The sequence below is a fragment of the Bradyrhizobium guangzhouense genome, from assembly GCF_004114955.1.
GTDB classification, from domain to species: Bacteria; Pseudomonadota; Alphaproteobacteria; order Rhizobiales; family Xanthobacteraceae; genus Bradyrhizobium; species Bradyrhizobium guangzhouense.
Window position 1 is genome coordinate 2,037,375 of sequence record NZ_CP030053.1, and the last position, 20,272, is coordinate 2,057,646.

Here is a 20,272-nt window from a genome sequence, read left to right on the forward strand (position 1 = left end):
CCCTGAAGATGCGGTTCCTGCTTGCGCTCATTGCAGCCCTTGAATTGCTCTGCGCCTGTAACGCCGACGCCCAGGCGGTCGGCCAGTATCCTTTTGCGCTGACGCGCGAAGGCCAGATGCTCGGTGCGGTCGAAGGCGAGGTCGCCTCCTTCAAGGGGCTGGCCTATGCCGCGCCGCCGGTCGGCAGCCTGCGTTGGCGTCCGCCTCAGGAGCTGCCCGAGAGCTCCGAGATGAGCACGGCGTACGACTATGGCGCGCCCTGTCTGCAGCCCTCGCTGCCGGCCGCGCGCGAGGATTGCCTGACGCTGAACGTGTTTCGGCCTTTCGGCGTCGACGGGCCGCTGCCGGTGATGGTGTTCATCCATGGCGGCGGTTTTGTCAGCGGTACCGCCAATGATCCGCTGTTCGACGGTTCGAGGTTCGCGCAGGCCGGCCTCATCGTCGTCACCGTGAATTATCGGCTCGGCGCGTTCGGCTGGCTCATGCATCCCGCATTGTCCGAGGACGGTTCAGGCAATTTCGGCCTGATGGACCAGATCACGGCGTTGCGTTGGGTGCACGACAACATCGCGGCCTTCGGCGGCGATGCGAACAACGTCACGCTGTTCGGCAACGGCGCCGGCGCGACCTCGATCGCGCTGCTGATGCTGTGCTCCCAATCACGCGATCTCTTCCAGAAGGCGATCCTGCAATCGGTGCCCGGCCGCATGCGCCCGGCCTCGCCGCAGGAGGCCGAGACTGCGGGGTTGCAATTCGTCGCCGCGCTCGGACAGGCGACCGATTTGCGCGCGGTCGAACCGGCGCGGTTGCTTGCCGCCGAGGGAAGACTGCTGGACAAATCGCCGCGCGGCTTTTCGCCGGCGATGGACGGAAGCCTGGTGACCGAAGACATCGCCGCGGGATTTGCATCGGGACACGAGAGCCGCATTCCCCTCATCATCGGCTCGAATGATGACGAGAGGCGCTTCGACAGCGAGCTGGAAGTCAAGCAGGCGCTGTCGTCCTCCACCGAAAGCCCTGATGAGTTGCGCAGGCTCTATCCTGACGCCAAGACGCCCTCCGATGTTGCCGCCGGCTTCTACACTGACAAGGTCTTCTCCGAGCCGGTGCGAATGCTCGCCCGGCTTCATGCCGCAACCGGCGCGCCCACCTTCCGCTATCGCTTCACCTACGTGCCGGAAGCCCGGCGCAGCAATCCCGACGAGGGCCACGGGCGCGAATTGCAGTTCGTCTTCGGCGCCGAGGGCGTGCCGGGCGCGGGCATTTTCTCGCGACGGGATCGCGAGGTCGCAAACCGGATGCGGTCCTACTGGATCAATTTTGCGAAGAGCGGCGATCCCAACGGAGCCGAGCTGCCGCATTGGGATGCGGCCGCGGACCGCGACCATCTATTGCTGATCGCGAACGATCATACCGCGAGCGGCGACGACCCCTTGTCGGAGCGTCTGGATCGGCTAGCGCGCGAGAGCGGGAAGTGAATTGGGGTTAGGCCGCGAGCTCGACGCGCGGCGCCGGCGTCAGGCGATCTTCCTCGAGATAGTCCATCGTGCCGTCTTTCTCGACGGCATAGAACTGCTGGCCTTCCTTGGACCGGTAGGCGGCGCGAACGACGCCGCGGCGGCCCTTGTCACTGTTGACGACGTCCCCCAGCGCAAACTTCTTCATCTTAACGTCCCGCATGTCTTCTGGCCGATTGCTTCGGCCATATCAGGATTGTGGGCGGGAAATCGTTAACGGCTTGCTAACCATGCCGGTTTGCCTATGCTCGCCGCCAAGCGCGCGGGCGTTTAATCCGCGCAGGATGTCTTCGAGGCGAGCCTGAAAACATGACGCGACTTCCGACCCTGTTTCTGTCCCATGGCGGCGGCCCCTGGCCCTTCATGGAGGACCGGCGGGTGCAATATGCCAAGACCGCCGCGGAGTTCGGCCGGCTGCCGCAGCTGCTTCCTGAACGACCGAAGGCGGTGCTTGTCATCACCGGCCATTGGGAGGCCAACGCCTTCACCGTGTCGACCTCGGCCCATCCGCCGATGGTGTACGACTATTACGGTTTCCCCGAGCATACTTACCACATCACCTATCCGGCGCCGGGCCAGCCCCAACTCGCAGCGGAGGTGAAGGCGCTGCTTGCGCGCGCCGGCCTCGATTGCCGGGAAGATCCCAATCAGGGCTTTGACCACGGCACCTTCGTGCCGCTCGGCTTGATGTACCCCAACGCCGACATGCCGATAGCGCTGCTGTCGCTGAAGTCGAGCTATGACGCGGCCGAGCACATCAAGGTCGGGCAGGCGATCGCCCCGCTGCGCGATGAGGGCATTCTGATCGTCGGCAGCGGGCTCACCTATCACAACATGCGCGGTTTTGGCCGTGCGGAATCCAAGCCGGTCTCGTATGATTTCGAAGCCTATCTGAACGAGGCGATCAGCAATCCGGACGCGGCGCGCCGCAACGCGATGCTGGTCGATTGGGAGAACGCGCCCAGCGCGCGCCTGGCGCATCCGCGTGAGGATCATCTCCTGCCGCTGATGGTTGCCGCGGGTGCTGCGGGCAGTGACGTCGGCAAGCGCGTCTTCGTCGACGAGGTCGCAAGCGTCGCGATGGCGTCGTATATGTTCGGGTGAAGGTGGAAGCCGGATCGGCGAGCCGTAACCCGCCATGACCAGGCAGGGTGTCAGGGATCACGGCTTGTAGCGCGCAATGCCGTGCGACAGCAGATAAGCGTCATGGGCCGCATCCGACAGGAAACGGATGAGTTGCGCCGAAGCGTCCCGCCGCTTGCTGTGGATATGGATGAACATCGACATATCAATGCTCAGATCGAGCTCGTCCGGAAATTTTGCGACCGGCACGATGCCGGGAGCCGTTACGATCCTGGACAAAGGTGCGATGGCATATTGCACGCGTCCCTGTGACACAGCGAGCGGCGGTTCGCCTGCTCCCATCGGCCGCAATCGATCCGACAGCTGCTTTTCAAGTCCCATGGCCTTGACGGCGCGCAGGAACGTCTTGCCGCTGGTCCCGATGTCCGTGTAGGCGATCGTATCGGCGTTCGCGAGGAGATCGCGGATTGCCGCGTGCGAGCTGACAATGTCTCGCTCGGGTCCGACGGCGCCGATTGCCAGCGGAATTCGGCCGAACGGCACATGAACGTCCGGAACGACGCGGCCTTGCGCGATCATCTCTTCGACATACCAGGGATTGTTCAATCCAACATCGAAGACTTCGCCGGCCATGACACGCTTGGCGACTGCCGGGTTGACATCGTAATTGGCCTGAATCTCCAGGCCGTGCTCGCGGCTGAAGCGCGGCAGCAATTCTTCGAGCTCCGCGTGGATGGCAACGGCGCTCAGCACAATGATCTCGGTCTCGTGTGGATTGTTCATACCGGTCTCCAGTCCACATTTCAATGCGGCGACTATAGCGAAATCCGTGTTCACGTCGAACCCGCTGCCGGCAGCGAAGCGCGTCTTCGTCGACGAGGTCGCCAGCGTCGCGATGGCATCGTATGTCTTTGGGTGAATGCGTAGGGCGGATTAGCGAAGCGTAATCCGCCATTGGGCCGCAGCAAAGGTGGCGGATTACGCTTCGCTAATCCGCCCTACGCATTGCGTGACGCGATCAAGCTCCGATACAGCGCCGCATACTCGCCGGCGCGGTTGCGCCAGGACACGTCGGTGGCAAGGCCGTTCAATTGCAGTCGCCGCCAGGTCGCCTTGTCGCGAAAGGCGGCATTGGCTTTCCGCAAGCCGCCGGTGAGGGCGTCGGCCGTCACTGGAGCGAACTTGAAGCCGGTGGCGTCACGTCCGGTCTCGCCGATGTCGACGATGGTGTCCTCGAGGCCGCCGACATGGGAGACGATCGGGACCGCGCCATAGCGCAATGCGCAGAGCTGGGTCAGCCCGCACGGCTCGAACCGCGACGGCACGAGCAGCGCGTCGGATCCGGCCTGGATCAGGTGGGCCAGAATCTCGTCATAGCCGATCAAGACGCCGATCCGGCCGGGATTGGCACGCGCGGCGGCTTGGTAGCGCTCCTGGAGATCGCGGTCGCCGCTGCCGAGCAATGCGAGCTGCATGCCCTGGTCCAGGATCGTCGGGATCGCCTCGAGCAGCAAGTCCAGGCCCTTCTGCCAGGACAGCCGGCTGATGACGCCGAGCAGCGGCGCCTCGTCGGAGGAATCGAGATTGAACTGCTGCTGCAGCACCGCCTTGTTCGCGGCGCGGAACGTGAGGTCCTGTGCACCGAAGCGATAGGCGATATGCGGATCGGTCTGCGGATTCCACACTCCGATGTCGATGCCGTTGAGGATGCCGCTGAGCACGTTGGCGCGCGCGCGCAGCAGGCCGCCGAGCCCCATGCCGCCTTCATCGCTCTGGATCTCGCGGGCGTAGGTCGGCGACACCGTGGTGATGCGATCGGCGAGCTGCAGCCCGGCTTTCAGAAAACTGATGCCGCCGAAATATTCGAGGCCGTGGACGTCGAACGATGCGTCATGGGGCAGGCCGATCGCCCCGGCCAGCGCGCGGTCGAACTTGCCCTGATAGGCCATGTTGTGAATCGTCATCACCGTGCCGGGCCGCGCCCCGCCGTCATAGTGCAGATAGGCCGGCGCCAGTCCGGCCTGCCAGTCATGGGCGTGGACCACGTCGGGTATGAAACTCGCGACCAGACCCCGGCCGATATCGGCCGCCACGCGCGCCAGCGCCGCGAAGCGCACGCCGTTGTCGGGCCAGTCGACGCCCTCGGCGGTGACGTAAGGGTTGCCCGGCCGCGCATAGAGGTGCGGTACGTCGAGCACGAACAGATCGAGCCCCTCATGCGAACCGGCGAGCAGGCGTCCCCGCCCGCCGAAATAATCCGGCCAGCGCCGGATCTCGTCCGCGCCCGAAAGCCGTCGCATCACCTCAGGATAGCCCGGCATCAAGGTGCGCATCTCGACGCCGTGCGCCTTCAGCGCGATCGGCAGCGCACCGGCGACATCAGCGAGGCCGCCGGTCTTGACGATGGGATAGACTTCCGAAGCGACCGCGAGGACGCGAACAGGCGTCATGTATTGAGCCTGTCGATCATTGGCTGGGTCACGAGCGAGATGCCCTGTTCGGTGGTGCGGAAGCGTTTGGCGTCAAATTCCGGATCCTCGCCGATGACGAGTCCCTCCGGAATCTCCACGCCGCGGTCGATCACCACGTTCTTCAAGCGAGCGCCGCGGCCGACATTGACGTAGGGCATGATCACGGCGTTCTCGACATTGGCATAGGAGTTGATGCGCACCCCCGTGAACAACAACGAGCGGCGCAGCGATGCGCCGGAGATGATGCAGCCGCCAGAGACGAGCGAACTCACCGCCTGGCCGCGCCGGCTCTCCTCGTCATGGACGAATTTCGCGGGTGGCGTGATCTCGGCATAGGACCAGATCGGCCAGGCGCGGTCGAACAGATCGAGCTCCGGCACGACGTCGGTGAGGTCGATATTGGCCGCCCAATAGGCATCCACTGTGCCGGCGTCGCGCCAGTAGGAGCGGGGGTCATTGCCCGAGCGCACGCAGGAGGTCGAGAACTGGTGCGCGATGGCGCGGCCGTTCTTGACGATGTAGGGAATGATATCCTTGCCGAAATCGTGGCTGGAGTTCGTATCCTCGGCGTCGCGCTTGAGTTGATCGTACAGGAATTTGGTGTCGAATACGTAGATGCCCATGCTGGCGAGCGAAACATCAGGCTTGCCCGGCATCGGCGGCGGATCCTTTGGCTTCTCCAGGAACTGCTGGATCCAGCCGTTCTCGTCGACATGCATGATCCCGAAGCCCGAGGATTCCGCACGCGGCATTTCGAGGCAGCCGACGGTGACGTCGGCGCCGCTGTCGACGTGCTGGCGCAGCATCACCTCGTAGTCCATCTTGTAGATGTGGTCGCCCGCGAGAACCACGATGAAGCGGGCATTGTGCGACTCGATGATGTCGATGTTCTGGTAGATCGCATCCGCCGTGCCGACATACCACATGCTCTCCGAGACGCGCTGGCTCGCGGGCAGGATGTCGAAGCTCTCGTTGCGCTCAGGGCGGAAGAAGTTCCAGCCCATCTGGAGATGCCGGATCAGGCTGTGCGCCTTGTATTGCGTGGCGACCGCGATGCGGCGGATGCCGGAGTTCACCGCGTTCGACAGGGCGAAATCGATGATGCGGGATTTGCCGCCGAAATAGACCGCGGGCTTGGCCCGCCGGTCGGTCAATTCCAGCAGCCGGCTGCCGCGGCCGCCGGCCAGGACAAATGCCAAAGCCTGGCGGGCAAGCGGCTCATTTCCGGCAGCACTCATGTCATCCTCCCACTCGTCTGGCGCAAGCCAATTCTGGCGTAAGCCAAGGCCTTCGCGAAGTGCCTTCCGGCCGCGCATCATTGGAACAGATAGTAACGGTACGAATAGTAAATCGGGAAGATGCTTGTTGGTTGCGAACACGCGGGAAGCTTAACGCTTTGGCCGCGGCGGGAGGCCTTCCGTCGCCGTCGCCTGGCGGTCACAGATCAGGCATGCGCAGCCATCTTGTGCGCTGCACGCAAGATTGGCGGCTTTGACTTCGCGCAAGGACGCAAGATCATGGCGTGCGATGCTTTTCAAATGAAACATCAGACAGGGAGCAAGAGGATGAGTATCTGGAGAACCGCAATTGCATGCTCACTGGCGGTCGGGGTCCTGATCGGCCAGGTTGGGCAGGCATCAGCGGGACCGATGCCGACCAATGTCGCGACCATGAAGGCTGCGGCCGGCGATGATGTCACTCAGGTTCACTGGCGTGGTGGCGGCTGGGGCTGGGGCCTCGGTGGCTTTGCGGCCGGCGCCATCATCGGCAGCGCCATCGCCGGCGCGCCCTACGGCTATTACGGCGGGGGACCGTACTACGGCTACGGCTATCCGGGTTACGGCTACGGCTATGCACCGGCCTATTATGGTTACGGCTACGGGCCTGCCTACCCTCGCTATTACCGGCCCTATCGTCCGTATTACGGTTATCGCTACGGCTATTATCGGCCGCACTACCGTCACTACTACCGCCGCTATTGGTGATCGCGCAGGCGGACGAGGTCGTCGATCGCTCGTCCGCCTATGCGATTGCGGGCGCATCATCACTCTCGTTGAGGCGGGCCGGGTTCGGCGCGCCACCATAGCACGCTTGAGACGCGCGTAGACGCGCTCATGCTGGCGCGCTGCGTCGCGCGCGACAGCATCGAGGTGCGCACGCTCGTCTTCCACAAACAGTAACAATGTGTGATGGATCCGCCGGGCATGGTCCGGTGGAGTTCCCGGAACAATCCGGAACTCGACGACGTTGCAGCGCGGGGCAGGGCCAACCGGGAGCGGTGCCGTGCAAGCGCAGCCGACACTCTTGTTTTGTCTGACCACTTTCTCGCTTTCTGCATTTTCCGTCGCTCACGCCGAAAGCGGACTTGCCTCATATTATGGATATGGAAAAGCCGCGAGGAGCGGCGAGCTGACCTGCGCGCACCGGACGCGCCCGTTCGGCAGCGTGCTCAAGGTGTCCTATGGCGGTCGGACCATTCAATGCCGCGTCAATGATCGCGGCCCCTTCATTCGCGGCCGCATCGTCGATCTCTCGGTGCCCGCTGCTCGTGCGCTCGGCATGATGAGCGCAGGCGTGGTGCGTGTCTCCGTAGAATAGCGCCGCCGACGCGCGATGTATGCATCAAGAGGACGGGGCGGCCGGTGGTGCTGCGGCGTGCCACCCATGCGCCTACCACGCTCCGACAGCCATCATCACGACGATAGTCAGGCACGAGAGGCAGGCGATCGACGCAGCATAGAATTGGGGGGTGTTCAATATCGCCTCCTGAAATTCGTCCGCTTCTTCGAAAGATTGATGTCGCAGCGCGCTTATTCCCTCTGACGCTTCAATTCGGCGTCGTGTTGCCCGTCCGTCCCGTCCGGATCGGACCGCGCATCATCCGGAAGAAACACCTTTGGATGTTTGCCGATGAGCAGAAGCTGCTTGCGCATCTCGGCAAGGCGGGCACGGCAAAATTCCTTGTAGAGCAATTCGAATATGGCGGGCACTGTCACCCCCATCGCTGGAATTCAAGCTCTGAAATATATGATCCCGCTGGACGGCTTCGAAAATGCGAGCCGTTGCCGGAGAGGCCAACTCTGAAATGCCGTTGGCTGACCGGCTTGTAAGCACGAAAAACGAGCGCCGCTAATAATCCAGATCACAGTCTAGAAAGCTTTTGTTTCAAAAGGACTTCGTCTCACAACCAGCGCGAGTTGCCTGACGGCCCAAAAACCAACTACAGCGCGAAAATCGTGATCACCGGATGCATTTGCCGTCATCTGCAACGCCGGCGGCGACGAGCGGAGTTGCGCCTTACCGGGTGCGTTGTGACCATCCTCTCCCGCGCGCGGGGAGAGGATGCTTGGCGTCGTGGGGATGGAAGGGCGTCGCGACAATGTCAGCTCAGATGCACCGCATCGTCCCGTTGGGCATGCGCGTGGCCGGATGGCCGGTCTTGCGGATGCAGTAGTCTTCGTTCTGCCCGCCGAAGACGCAGCGGCCCGCCGCATTGCGATGCTGGTTCGGACCGCAGCCGCCAAGGGCAGCAGCGGGCGTCGACGTCAACCAGAGACCCGCCGAGAGAACAACAATTCCAAACAGAGCAGCAGACAGAGTCTTCATGAAAACCTCCACGTCTCGCGCGCCATCGTGATCAATGGCCGCCTTCTATAGCACGAGCGTGAATTCGCATAAATCGGTGCGGCGCGAGAACGTCGCGCCGTCAGCCCGACGGCAGGTGGCTATGCGCCGTAGGTCGATCCTTTCGGCAACGGAAACACCGGATCTTGCGTCCTGATGTTGGTCGGCCACACCACGGAAATGTGCTCGCCCGCATTCTGCATCACCACCGGCGTCGAGCGCTCGTTCTGGCCGGACAGCGGCGTGCCCGGCGGGAAGAATTTCACGCCATAGCCCTGGATGGTGCCACCGGCAGGGATGTCGACGTCGAGCGCCGCCTTGCGAATGGCCTCCGGCTCGAAGCTGCCGTATTTCTCTTTCGCCACCGGCAGCACGTTGTTGAGCAAAACCCAGGTCTGGTTAAAGCCCATCGAGCAGTGCGGCGGTACGTCGGTGGCGCCGGTCTTGGCCTGGTAGCGCGTGACCATGGTCTTGATCAGCTCGCCCATGCCCGGCGCGAGCTTCGAGGGGTCGAGCAATTGCGCCGGGACCGGATCGATGTTGCAGAAATGGTCGATGTCGGCGCCGAAGGTCGCGCGCAGCTTGTCGAGTTGGCTGTAACCGGCGCCGGCGCCGAACAGCATCTTGAAGCGAAGCCCGCTCTCGCGCGCCTGGCGCAGGAACAGGGTGATATCAGGGTTGTAGCCGGCATGCGAGATCACGTCGACCTTGGCGCGCTTGAGCTTGGTCACCAGCACCGAGAGATCGGGGGCCGAGGCCGAATAACCCTCGTGCAGCACGACCTGGATGCCGGCCTCCTTCGCGTAGGCCTCGTCGGCGGAAGCGACGCCGACGCCATAGGGACCGTCCTCGTGGATCAGTGCGACCTTGACGTCCTTCGGCTCCATGCCGAGCTTGCCCTTGGCGTGCTCGGCGAGGAAGCCGGCGAAGGCCTGGCCGTACTGGTCGGAATGGATCTGCGCGCGAAACACATATTGCAGGTTCTTGTCCTTGAACACGGCGGTCGACACCGCGGTCGTGATCCAGAGGATCTTCTTCTGCTGCTCGACCTTCGCCGCCAGCGGCACGGCATGCGCGCTGGAATAGACGCCGTTGATGATGTCGATCTTCTCCTGGCTGATCAGCCGCTCGGCCTCGTTGATGGCGATTTCGGCCTTGCTTTGGGAGTCGGCGGGGACCGGCACGATCTTGGTCTTGCCGCCGATGCCGCCCTTCTCGTTGACGAGATCGATGGCGATCTGCGTGCCGACCGAGGAGGCGACCGAGCCGCCCGCGGCGAATGGTCCGGTGAGATCGTAGATCAGGCCGATGCGCAAATTCTCGGCTTGCGCCTGGGCCCGTGTCCAATCGAGGCTGAGCGTGGCGGCGGCAGCCGCCGTACCCTTCAGCAGCTGCCTGCGTGAAGTCGGCATCCTATCCCTCCCTCCGGTCAGTCGTTTGCGACTGGTCTTATGTTTTTTGGCGAGTATTTGGAGGGCGTCCGCGAAAGTCAACATGCGCCGCACTAGGCAATTCGGACGCGTGATCGCTTCGGCATTTTTCCCTGAGTATCATTCTTTTTGCGCTGCGCCGTGCTTGGTTCGCAATCATTCGAGGGCGACGCATCAGGGTGGAGACGAGCATCCGCCTGTCACGCGTGTATTTTCGGCTTCGTCGCGATGCCGCAGCATCTCCCGCAGATGTGATGGCTTTGCTCAACGCATTTGCAGCAGGGCAGGGCTCATGACCGGCATTCGGCTTGTGCGCATCGGAGGTTGCGTGCCATCCTAGCGCGGTAAATTGCACGGGAAGCCAATTCCCGGCTTGGCCATTGCGCCACGTTCAGGGTGGAAACAAAGCTCAGGAGAAGAGATATGATGTGGACGCTTCGTCTTACGGGGCTCGCTTGCGTTGGCCTGTTGCTGTCCTCGGTCAGCGCCCTCGCGGGGCCCAAGGTCGTGACCGGTCCGGGTGCCGATCCCGCATGCTTCAAGCCCTGGTCCGCTCAAACCAAGTTCTTCCAGTGGGCCAAGAAGCCCGGTCCCTACAAGATTGCCCTCGTCAACGGCTTCGTCGGCAACACCTGGCGCATTCAGATGGTGAAGACCGCGAAGGCCTTCGCCGCGCAGCCGGGCATCAAGGAGAACATCAAGGAGTTCAAGGTCGTCTCGACCGGTACCGATGTTGCAGCGCAACTCGGCGCGATGGAGGACTTCATCAATCAGGGCTTTGACGCCATCGTCACCATCGCGGTCGCCCCTGACGGCTTCGACCGCATCATCCGCCTCGCCGACAAGAACAACGTCGTCGTGGTCCCCTTCGACAACGTCCTCGACACCGACAAGGTGATGATGGTCAACGAGGACCAGAAGGAAATGGGCCGCATGTCGGCGAAGTGGCTGATGGACGAGAGCGGCAAGAAGAGCGGCGACATTCTCGAGGTCCGCGGCCTGCCCGGCAATTCGGTCGACCGTGACCGCCATCTCGGCTTCCGTGAGGTGATGGAAGCGCCGGGCAACAGCTTCAAGATCACCGAAGTGGTCGGCAACTGGGACACCGGCACCTCGCAGAAGGTGACGGCGGACGCGCTCGCCGTGCACGGCCATTTCGACGGCATCTTCACGCAGGGCGGCTCCGACGGCACCGTACAGGCGCTGATGGCGGCCAAGCATCCCTTCGTGCCGATGTCGGGTGAGGGCGAGAACGAGTATCGCAAGCAGATCGCCGATCACGCCAAGGACGGCCTCAAGGGCATGTCCTACGGCCAGTCGCCGGCGCTGGTCGCCATCGCCACCAAGGCGGCGATCTCCGCCTTGCAGGGCAACGTCATGCCGCAGCTGATCTCGATCCCGATCCCGGTTGCGACCTACAAGGACCTCAAGCCCGGCGTCAATTACTGGCCGGACCTCAACGCCAACTTCTTCGCGCCGAACCAGTTCACGCCCTGCGGCGTCAACTTCACGGCGCCGGAAATCATGTCGCAGAGCGAAAAGAACACCCAGTGAGCCGACTGGAGACGTCACGGTTGCGGCCCGGCTTTTGCCGGGCCGCCGCTGCGTGAGCCCCGACATGTCCGATGCCGTCCTGACCCGACCCGCCTTCCTCACGCTCTCGGGAATTTCCAAGCGCTACGCCGGCGTGCGCGCGCTGGAAGGCGTCGACTTCGCCTGCGAGCGCGGCAAGATCCATGCGGTGCTGGGCGAGAACGGCGCCGGCAAGTCGACGCTGATCAAGATCATCTCGGGTGTCGTGCAGCCCGATTCCGGCAGCATGCGTCTTGACGGACGGGACGTCAGCTTCGCGACGCCGTCCGCTGCCAATGCCGCCGGTGTCGTCTGCATCTTCCAGGAACTGTCGCTGATGCCCGACCTCTCGGTCGCGGACAACATCTCGATCGCCTCGCCGCCGCGCCGCTTCGGTCTGATCGACGCGCGGGCGCAGCGCCGCCGTGCCGAACAATTACTGGCCGAGATCGGCTGCGAGGACGTCAATCCCCTGATGCGCGTGCGCGACCTGCCGTTGTCGCGCCGTCAGGTGGTGGAGATCGCCAAGGCGCTCGGCATGAAGCCGCAGCTCCTGATCCTGGATGAGGCCACCTCGGCCCTCACCAGCGCCGACGTCGAGAAAGTCTACGCCATGCTGGCCCGGCTCAAGGCCGAGGGTGTCGCCATCCTCTACATCTCGCACCGGATGCACGAGGTCGAGGCGCTGGCCGACCGCGCCTCCGTATTCCGCAACGGCCGCCATATCGAGACCTTCGACAAGGGCAAGCGCTCGACCGCCGATATCGTCCAGCTCATGATCGGGCGCGACATCGCGGCCCAATATCCGCCGAAGCCGCCGCGCGGCTCACCGAGGCCCGTGCTTGATCTCGAGAATTTGAGCTGGGACCGGCACCTCGATCGCATCTCGCTCCGGGTGGGTGCCGGCGAGATCGTCGGCCTCGGCGGCCTCGACGGCCAGGGCCAAAAGTCGCTGCTTTTGGCGCTGTTCGGCGTGCTGCGCGGCGTCACCGGGCGCGTGACCGTCGAAGGCCGCGAGGTGCGGCCGGCGTCTCCGGCGGCGGCGAAGTCGGTCGGCATCGCGCTGGTGCCGGAAGATCGCAAGACCGAAGGCCTGATGCTGCCGATGTCGATCGCGGACAATCTGGTGATCGCTTCGCTCGACGCGATCTCGTCAGGCCCTCTGGTCGACCGCGCGCGCGAGAACGAGGTGATCAAGCGCGCCATCGCGCGGCTCCAGATCAAGATCGGCGCGCCCGGCGATGCGGTCTCCACGCTGTCGGGCGGCAACCAGCAGAAGGTCGTTCTCGCCAAATGGCTGATGACCAATCCAAAACTCATCCTGCTCAACGATCCCACGCGCGGCATCGATGTCGGCACCAAGCAGGAGCTTTACCGCCTGATGCGCGAACTCGCCGACCAGGGCGCGGCCATCCTGTTCTACTCGACCGATTATGACGAGCTCATCGGCTGCTGCGACCGGGTGGCGATCATGTATGACGGGCGCATCGTGCGCGAGCTCGAAGGCGACGATCTCACCGAGACCAACATCATCGCGAGCGCGCTGAACATCGACGCCGCGACGCCGGACGCTGCCGGGGCCGCCCATGCTTGACGATATCGCCATCAGGGTTCGCCAGAACATCGGCATCGTCACCGCCGTCCTGCTGTTCGCCATCCTCTATCTGCTCTACAATTTCGCCCATCCCAAGGGCTTCTCGTCGGCGGTGCTGGTGCAGAACGGCGACGAGATCTTCGCGCTCGCCATGCTGGCGATGGCCCAGACCGTGCCGGTGCTGGCATCGGGGCTGGATCTCTCCGTGGGCGCCGTCATGACCATGGTGGGGTGTTTCGCGAGCTATCTGCTCACGGGAGCAGCGGACGGCACCCCGCTGCATCTGGACATCTTCGGCCTGCAGCTCGGCCTCGGCACCTTCCCCGGCGGAGTGAGCGGCATCCTGCTCGGCATCGTCGTGTGCCTTGCGATCGGCGCGCTCGCCGGCTTCATCAACGGCTGCGTCGTCGTCTATGGACGAATACAGCCGATCATCGCGACGCTCGCGACCGGCGCGGTCTATATCGGCATCGCGCTATTCCTGCGGCCGACGCCGGGCGGCAAGATCGACGAGGATCTCAACTGGGCGATGACCAACTCGCTCGGCGATTTCGCCGCGACCGTCCATATCTTCGACGACGGCGCCGCGACCTGGTTTGCGCCGGTCGCCTGGATCCCGGTGCCGTTCGTGCTGCTGATCCTGATCGCGCTGCTGGTCTGGGTGCCGTTCCGTCGCTCCGTGATTGGCCGCGCCGTCTATGCGGTCGGCTCGGCCGAAGGCGCCGCCTACATGTCGGGGCTTCCGATCGACCGGGCCAAGATCGCTGCCTTCACGCTCGCCGGCTTCTTTGCCGGCTGCGGCGGCCTGTTCCTCGCCATCCAGACCTCCTCGGGCAATGCCGACATCCCGCAGGCCGGTGCCTATACGCTCAACTCCATCGCCTCCGTCGTCATCGGCGGCACCTCGCTGCTAGGGGGCACCGGCAGTGCGATCGGCTCGATCTTCGGCGCCATGGTGCTGCGCGTCATCTCGTTCTTCTTCCGCATCTTCGACATCGCGCCGCTGTTGCAGCCGCTGTTCGAGGGCCTGATCCTGCTGGCGGCGGTCAGCATCGGCGCGCTCGGCGTGCTGCGCGTCAAGAATACGCTGGAGCTGTTTCGATGACGACTGCGTCTCTCGGGCTCTCCCGCGACGACCGCCCGATCCTGATCGCGGCGCTGTTCATCCTCGTCATCCTCGTCGCCGGCACGGTCTACACCTTCGCCCGCTTCGGCAGTGCGCCTCTGTTGTCGCCGACCTATCTGTTGCAGCAGCTCCAGATCGGCGCCTTTCTCGGCATCGTCGCCGCCGGGATGATGATGGTGATCCTGATCGCGCAGATCGACTTGTCGGTGCCGTGGACGCTGGCGGCGGCCGCGATGATGGCGACCTCGATCGGCGGGCCGCTCGCCATTCCGGTCGGGCTCGGCGTCGGGGTTTTGGTCGGCCTCATCAACGGCATCGGGGTCGCGTATCTGCGCGTGCCTTCGATGATCTTCACCCTCGGCGTCAATGCGGTGATGCGCGGCCTGATGGTTGCGCATACCGGCGGTTACGCCCCGCAGACGGCGGCGACCGATCTGATGCGGATGCTCGCCGGCGATCGCACGTTCGGCATCCCCAACGCCCTGTTCGTCTGGGCCGCCGTGTCGGTGCTCGTCGCCATCATCCTGCAGCGCACCGCGCTCGGCCGCTATGTCTATGCCATCGGCAACAAGGAGGCGGCCGCGTATCTCGCCGGCGTCGACACGCGCCGCATCACCGTGATCTGCTTCGTGCTCTGCGGTCTCGCCGCCGCGCTGGCCGGCGTCCTGCTCGCCGGCTACTCCACCAAGGCCTATCAGGGCATGGGGGACGCCTATCTGCTGCCGTCGATCGCGGCGGTGGTGATCGGCGGCACCAACATCCTCGGCGGCCGCGGCCGCTATCTCGGCACTCTGATCGGCGTCGTGCTGATCGTGCTGCTCAACAGCGTGCTGTCGATCATGGACATGCCCGAGGCCGGCCGCCAGGTGATCTACGGCCTCGTCATCATCTTCATGCTGCTGGTCTACGGCCGCGGCGAGCGAGTCACGAGTTGAACCGCCGCCTCAGCGGATCAGAGAAACGGCGACGCCAGGGCCGGCGTTTCGGCCAGCGCGTGAGCGGCGTATTCGAGCGCTCCCCGGATCTGTGTGCGCGTTGACGGCCCGCCGATGCATATTCTCACGGCCTCGGGAGGCGGATCGCTCACGACAAAGGCGTCGCTGGCGACGACGCCAATGCCGGTCTGCCGCATATGCTCCACGAAAGCCGAGCGCCGCCAGGGTGTGGGCAGCTCGACCCACAGGTTGAAGCTGAGGGGATCGCCACGATAGGACCCCTTGGGCAGGATTTCGGCGGCGAGCTTTTGTCGCGCCGACGTCTCGGCGCGGATGAACCGCAACATCGTGTCCGCGGTGCCGTCTTCGATCCAGCGCGTCGCGATCGCCACGGTGAGAGGCGATGCCATCACGGTCGCTGACCGCAGCGCCGAGGCGAACGGCCAGGCCGAGCGCGTGTCGGGCACGACGACATAGGCGGTGCGCAAGCCCGCCCCGATACATTTTGCCAGTCCCGCGACGTGCCAGGTCAGATCGGGCGCGATGGCAGCGAAGGGAGCGTGGCCGTGGCCGTGCTCGGGGATGAAGCCATAGGCGTCGTCCTCGATAACAGGCAGCTTGAAGCGTCGCGCGATCGCGACGATCTCGCGCCGGCGCGAATCCGGAATCGTCAACGTCGTCGGATTCTGCAGCGTCGGATTGAGGTAGATCGCCTTGGGCTTCAGCTTCTTGCAGGCATCGGTCAATGCCTGCGGCTCGATGCCGTCCTGATCCATCGGCAGGCCGATGAGATTGATGCCGAGCTGCGCGGCGATCGACCTGATGCCGGGATAGGTGATGGCCTCGCACAGCACCACCTCGCCGGCTTTCGCCAGGATCGAGAGGATGCCGAGCAGCGCCGGATGGGCTCCTGGCGAGACGAAAATGCGGTTCTGTGCCGGCACCAGCGCGCGGCGGCCGAGCCAGCTAGAGGCGGCATCCTTGTCGGCCTGCGTGCCACCAAAGCCCTGGTAGCGCAGCAGCGATGCGATGTCGCGCAGCACATGCTCGGCGCCGGCCTGCATCCGCTCGATCAATTCGGGATCGTCGGGCTCGGGCGGCAGGTTCATCGAGAGGTCGACGGGGCGGGGCGGAAAGCTTGTTGCCGAACGCCGCGGTCGCGGCTTGTCGCGCACGAAGGTTCCCTGTCCGACCTTGGATTCAATCAACCCACGCTTCTGCGCCTCGACATAGCCGCGCGCGACGGTGGTGAAATCGACGTCGAGCCGCTTGGCGAGCTTCCGCTGTGGCGGCAGGCGGTCGCCGATCACGAGCCGTCCAGCTGCGATGTCGTCGGCAATTGCGTCTGCGATGGCGAGATAACGCGGCTTGTCACTGCTCGAGAGATCGGGTCGCCAGTCGGCCATAGCTCGGTTCCGGTCAATTACGTCAGTAGAATTGACTGTATATTGTTGCAAGCGCAGACGCAATTGTATCGGTGAGTTTTGCTGCTTTCGAAGAGGGTTCCGGCTGAGCGCCTTGCACATCGATCAGGCGCGCTGCCCAGCATTTTTCAGGCATTATTTTTCGAGCATCGCGCGCGCACAGCCAAATCCAGTCAGGTCTCCATTCAACATTGAATGTATAAGTGAATGCAAATTGACTGGTGTGATGATTTGTAGTGCAGAACGCCGCTTGGCACATTGATTGCAAAACCTGATCTCGATCCGGGAGGGCCGGACGTGAACAGGAGGTGTCTATGCCAGCAGTGAACATGCCCGCGCGTCAGAAGGGCGACTTTCTTGTCGACTACGAAGAGAAGGTTTTCGAGGACGTCAAAGCGAAGCCGGGTGAGAAGGCGCTGGTCACCTTCCATACCGTCGCATTCGAGGGCTCGATCGGCCTCGTCAACATTCTCCAGGCGCTGCGCCTGAAGCGGAAAGGTTTCGAGACCTCGGTTCTGCTTTACGGTCCCGGTGTCACGCTCGGCATTCAGCGCGGCTTTCCCAAGATCGGCGACGAGGCCTTCCCCGGTGCGCAGAACTTCAACAACCAGCTCGCCAAATTCATGGATGAAGGCGGCAAGGTCTATGCCTGCCGGTTCGCACTGCAAGCGCTCTACGGCCACGGCGAGCCGTCGCTCATTCCGGGCATCCGGCCGATCAATCCGCTCGATGTGCTCGACCTGATCCTGCTTCATCGCCGGGACGACGCGTTCATGATCCACACCTGGACCGTCTGATCTCGGTTGGCTCGTGCGACGGACGAGGGAGGATACAGTGACAGCGAAACGCACGATCAGGGCTGGCGCGATTCAGATCGCGCCTGACCTGGACACGCCGACCGGAACGGTCGACCGGATTCTGGCGGCCATCGCGGAGGCAGCGGGCAAGGGAGTCCAGCTCGCCGTTTTTCCGGAGACGTTCGTTCCCTGGTACCCGTATTTCTCCTTTGTCCGTCCGCCGGTCCTGAGTGGCGTGGAGCACATCCAGCTCTATGACAACGCGGTCGTCGTGCCTGGTCCTGTGACGGATGCCGTTGCACAGGCGGCCAAGCGCCACGGCATGGTGGTGGTGCTTGGGGTCAACGAGCGCGATCACGGCTCGCTTTACAACACCCAGCTCGTGTTCGACGCGAACGGCGCAATCGTGCTGAAGCGCCGCAAGATCACGCCGACGTTTCACGAGCGCATGATCTGGGGGCAGGGCGATGGCGCCGGTCTGAAGGTGGTCGAGACCGCGGTCGGCCGTGTCGGTGCGCTGGCCTGCTGGGAGCATTACAATCCGCTCGCCCGTTACGCGCTGATGGCCCAGCACGAGGAAATTCACGCGGCCCAATTTCCGGGATCGCTGGTCGGACAGGTCTTCGCCGACCAGATCGAGGTGACGATCCGCCATCATGCGCTGGAAAGCGGATGCTTCGTCGTCAACGCCACCGGCTGGCTGACCGAGGAGCAGATCGCGAAAATCTCGCCGGAGGAAGGCCTGCGTAAAGGTCTGCGCGGCGGCTGCATGACCGCGATCGTCTCTCCCGAAGGCAACCACCTGGTGCCGCCGCTGACCAGCGGCGAGGGCATCCTTGTTGCCGATCTCGATCTCGCGCTGATCACCAAACGCAAACGGATGATGGATTCGGTCGGCCACTACGCCCGGCCGGAGTTGCTGTCGCTGGTGCTGAATGACAGCCCCGCGCGTCCGATGCACGGCCTTCACCCAAACCGCCTCACGTCCATTGCGAAAGACCCATCAAATGAGACCGCAGATGCCGCAACCCATGATGCAGGAAACCATGGCGATGCCGACCGAGCAGCTGATCAACGAGTTGCAGTCCTTCGGGGTCCGGCTCGCTGATCCCAAGACCGGGGGCACCAGCCGCCGCGGCGGTGCCGGGCCGTCGGATCATACGCCGTTCACGATTGACGGCGCGACGGTGATGATCCCGGTCCACAACGCGCCGGCCTTCGAGAGCCCTTATCTTGTCGAGCGCCCTGACGAGGCCGGACGCAGTCGCATCTCGCGCGACGGCGTGGTGCTTGCCGACGTCTCGTTTCCGTTGCGACCCAAATTCTACGACCGCACCACCGAGGACGGCATTCCCTATTGGAAGATCGCGACCCTGCACGGGCGCGACGTTCTCGCCACCACCGTGCTGCAGACTTGCATTCGCTATCAGAGCCGCACCAAGACCTGCCAGTTCTGCGCCATCGGCCAGTCGCTCGCGGCCGGACGCACGGTCGAGCGCAAGACGCCCGCACAGCTTGCCGAAGTCGCGAGGGTCGCCGTCGAACTCGACAGTGTCAGGCACATGGTGATGACGACGGGCACGCCGCACACGTCGGACCGCGGCGCCGCCATCCTTGCGGAGAGCGCACAGGCCGTCAAAGCCGCCGTCGACCTGCCGATCCAGGCGCAATGCGAACCGCCTGATGATTTTGCCTGGTTCGAGCGTATGAAGAGCTCAGGCGTCGACGCGCTCGGCATGCATCTGGAGGTGATCGGGCCGGCCGTGCGGCAAAGGATCATGCCCGGCAAGGCGCAGGTCCAGGTCGAGCAATACATGGACGCGTTCGAAGCTGCCGTGCCGGTGTTCGGCCGGGGGCAGGTCTCGACTTACATCCTCGCCGGTCTTGGCGACGAGCCCTCCGAGATCATTGCGCTGTCGCAGCGGCTGATCGATCTCGGGGTCTATCCCTTCGTCGTGCCGTTCGTGCCGATTGCCGGCACGCCACTGGAGAGCCATCCGACACCGTCCGCGGCGTTCATGCACGACATCCTGCAGCCGCTCGCCGAGATGCTGCGCGCCGGCGGCTTGCGCGCCACCGACATCAAGGCAGGCTGCGGCAAATGCGGCGCCTGCTCGGCCCTGTCCACCTACGAGCGCGGAGCCAGTGCATGATGTTCGAGCCATTCAAGCCCTTCGTTGCACCGGAATTCCAGATTAAATTCGCAACCGAAGCCTGGGAGCGCGAGGCTGCCGCGGCCTTGCGGCGCAGGGTCTTCTGCGAGGAGCAGGGCGTGTTCGCGGGCGACGATCGCGACGCGACCGACGACATCGCCATTCCGCTCGTGGCCGTGTCGCTGCTCGGCGTTGCCGAGGACGAGGTCGTCGGCACCGTGCGCATTCACGCCGATGACCGCGAGGCAGATGCGTGGTGGGGCTCCCGCCTTGCCGTTGCAAAGAGCTATCGGCGTCTCAGCGCGGTCGGCGCCGGGCTGATCCGGCTTGCCGTTTCCTCTGCGCATGGGCGCGGCTGCCGGCGCTTCCTCGCCAATGTGCAGAGTCAGAATGCGCTGCTGTTCCAGCACATGCATTGGCATTCCCTCGGCGAATTCGAGCTCCATGGCCGGCCGCATCATCGCATGGAGGCCGATCTCGACCATTACCCGCCGTTCCGGACGCCGGAGACCGGCTTCCTCTCACTGGCAAAGCTGGCGGCCTGAT

General features: G+C 64.0%; 20 protein-coding genes. 12 read left to right on the plus strand and 8 right to left on the minus strand.

The annotated features are described in order from the left end of the window. Positions 1–8: 8 nt before the first annotated feature. Complete coding sequence (locus tag XH91_RS09810; RefSeq protein ID WP_128950410.1) at positions 9–1,478, plus strand: carboxylesterase/lipase family protein; 1,470 nt, start codon at positions 9–11, stop codon at positions 1,476–1,478. A 7-nt stretch (positions 1,479–1,485) separates the two neighbouring features. Here the strand turns inward: XH91_RS09810 and XH91_RS09815 are convergent, their stop codons facing one another. Then, positions 1,486–1,665 (minus strand): hypothetical protein, encoded by a 180-nt coding sequence (locus tag XH91_RS09815; protein ID WP_128950411.1) that lies wholly within the window; start codon positions 1,663–1,665, stop codon positions 1,486–1,488. A 161-nt stretch (positions 1,666–1,826) separates the two neighbouring features. Here XH91_RS09815 and XH91_RS09820 point away from each other — a divergent pair, with 161 nt between their 5' ends. Further along, positions 1,827–2,621 (plus strand): DODA-type extradiol aromatic ring-opening family dioxygenase, encoded by a 795-nt coding sequence (locus XH91_RS09820; RefSeq protein WP_128950412.1) that lies wholly within the window; start codon positions 1,827–1,829, stop codon positions 2,619–2,621. Positions 2,622–2,678: 57 nt separating this feature from the next. On the opposite strand, the gene XH91_RS09825 is transcribed toward XH91_RS09820, so the two are convergent. From XH91_RS09825 to glgC, 3 genes are all read right to left on the minus strand, one after another. Next, complete coding sequence (locus tag XH91_RS09825; RefSeq protein WP_128950413.1) at positions 2,679–3,383, minus strand: substrate-binding domain-containing protein; 705 nt, start codon at positions 3,381–3,383, stop codon at positions 2,679–2,681. Positions 3,384–3,598: 215 nt separating this feature from the next. After that, positions 3,599–5,050 carry a glycogen synthase GlgA gene (glgA, locus tag XH91_RS09830; RefSeq protein WP_128950414.1) on the minus strand — a complete coding sequence of 484 codons (1,452 nt, stop codon included), beginning with the start codon at positions 5,048–5,050 and terminating at the stop codon, positions 3,599–3,601. Further along, positions 5,047–6,309 (minus strand): glucose-1-phosphate adenylyltransferase, encoded by a 1,263-nt coding sequence (gene glgC, locus XH91_RS09835; RefSeq protein WP_128950415.1) that lies wholly within the window; start codon positions 6,307–6,309, stop codon positions 5,047–5,049. The genes glgA and glgC overlap by 4 nt, the downstream gene beginning before the upstream one ends. Positions 6,310–6,636: 327 nt before the next feature. Between glgC and XH91_RS09840 the strand changes: the two genes are divergently transcribed. Together XH91_RS09840 and XH91_RS09845 are read left to right on the plus strand one after the other, a co-directional pair. After that, the gene (locus XH91_RS09840) at positions 6,637–7,056 is read left to right on the plus strand and encodes a hypothetical protein (protein ID WP_128950416.1); all 420 of its coding nucleotides are present in this window, start codon (positions 6,637–6,639) and stop codon (positions 7,054–7,056) included. A gap of 298 nt (positions 7,057–7,354) precedes the next feature. Continuing rightward, positions 7,355–7,669: a septal ring lytic transglycosylase RlpA family protein gene (locus tag XH91_RS09845; RefSeq protein ID WP_128950417.1), complete on the plus strand. Its 315-nt coding sequence runs from the start codon at positions 7,355–7,357 to the stop codon at positions 7,667–7,669. A gap of 212 nt (positions 7,670–7,881) precedes the next feature. On the opposite strand, the gene XH91_RS09850 is transcribed toward XH91_RS09845, so the two are convergent. From XH91_RS09850 to XH91_RS09860, 3 genes are all read right to left on the minus strand, one after another. After that, entirely contained in the window at positions 7,882–8,061 is a 180-nt protein-coding gene (locus XH91_RS09850) for a hypothetical protein (RefSeq protein ID WP_164938232.1), read from the minus strand. A 397-nt stretch (positions 8,062–8,458) separates the two neighbouring features. Next, positions 8,459–8,677 carry a GCG_CRPN prefix-to-repeats domain-containing protein gene (locus tag XH91_RS09855; RefSeq protein ID WP_128950419.1) on the minus strand — a complete coding sequence of 73 codons (219 nt, stop codon included), beginning with the start codon at positions 8,675–8,677 and terminating at the stop codon, positions 8,459–8,461. Positions 8,678–8,796: 119 nt separating this feature from the next. Then, positions 8,797–10,107, minus strand: coding sequence for an ABC transporter substrate-binding protein (locus tag XH91_RS09860; RefSeq protein WP_128950420.1), 1,311 nt, complete (start codon positions 10,105–10,107; stop codon positions 8,797–8,799). A gap of 441 nt (positions 10,108–10,548) precedes the next feature. Between XH91_RS09860 and XH91_RS09865 the strand changes: the two genes are divergently transcribed. The 4 genes from XH91_RS09865 (at position 10,549) to XH91_RS09880 (ending at position 15,352) form a co-directional block, all read left to right on the plus strand. Next, positions 10,549–11,679: a sugar ABC transporter substrate-binding protein gene (locus XH91_RS09865; RefSeq protein WP_128950421.1), complete on the plus strand. Its 1,131-nt coding sequence runs from the start codon at positions 10,549–10,551 to the stop codon at positions 11,677–11,679. A gap of 64 nt (positions 11,680–11,743) precedes the next feature. Next, positions 11,744–13,291, plus strand: a complete 1,548-nt coding sequence (locus XH91_RS09870) for a sugar ABC transporter ATP-binding protein (protein ID WP_128950422.1) — start codon at positions 11,744–11,746, stop codon at positions 13,289–13,291. Next, positions 13,284–14,396, plus strand: a complete 1,113-nt coding sequence (locus tag XH91_RS09875) for an ABC transporter permease (protein WP_128950423.1) — start codon at positions 13,284–13,286, stop codon at positions 14,394–14,396. The genes XH91_RS09870 and XH91_RS09875 overlap by 8 nt, the downstream gene beginning before the upstream one ends. Further along, positions 14,393–15,352, plus strand: a complete 960-nt coding sequence (locus XH91_RS09880; RefSeq protein WP_128950424.1) for an ABC transporter permease — start codon at positions 14,393–14,395, stop codon at positions 15,350–15,352. Before XH91_RS09875 ends, XH91_RS09880 begins: the two co-directional genes overlap by 4 nt. A 17-nt stretch (positions 15,353–15,369) precedes the next feature. Here XH91_RS09880 and XH91_RS09885 read toward each other — a convergent pair whose 3' ends face one another. Continuing rightward, positions 15,370–16,758: an aminotransferase-like domain-containing protein gene (locus XH91_RS09885; protein ID WP_128950425.1), complete on the minus strand. Its 1,389-nt coding sequence runs from the start codon at positions 16,756–16,758 to the stop codon at positions 15,370–15,372. A 332-nt stretch (positions 16,759–17,090) separates the two neighbouring features. On the opposite strand from XH91_RS09885, the gene XH91_RS09890 reads away from it, so the two are divergent. Genes XH91_RS09890 through XH91_RS09905 form a run of 4 tightly spaced genes read left to right on the plus strand, consistent with a single transcriptional unit; the run spans position 17,091 to position 20,271 of the window. Continuing rightward, positions 17,091–17,573, plus strand: a complete 483-nt coding sequence (locus XH91_RS09890; RefSeq protein ID WP_027526573.1) for an MSMEG_0572/Sll0783 family nitrogen starvation response protein — start codon at positions 17,091–17,093, stop codon at positions 17,571–17,573. 37 nt (positions 17,574–17,610) lie between these two features. Next, complete coding sequence (locus XH91_RS09895) at positions 17,611–18,681, plus strand: Nit6803 family nitrilase (protein WP_128950426.1); 1,071 nt, start codon at positions 17,611–17,613, stop codon at positions 18,679–18,681. Further along, positions 18,593–19,726, plus strand: coding sequence for an MSMEG_0568 family radical SAM protein (locus tag XH91_RS09900; protein ID WP_430648542.1), 1,134 nt, complete (start codon positions 18,593–18,595; stop codon positions 19,724–19,726). Before XH91_RS09895 ends, XH91_RS09900 begins: the two co-directional genes overlap by 89 nt. Then, positions 19,723–20,271 carry an MSMEG_0567/Sll0786 family nitrogen starvation N-acetyltransferase gene (locus XH91_RS09905; RefSeq protein WP_164933938.1) on the plus strand — a complete coding sequence of 183 codons (549 nt, stop codon included), beginning with the start codon at positions 19,723–19,725 and terminating at the stop codon, positions 20,269–20,271. Before XH91_RS09900 ends, XH91_RS09905 begins: the two co-directional genes overlap by 4 nt. The last annotated feature ends 1 nt before the right edge of the window (position 20,272 follow it).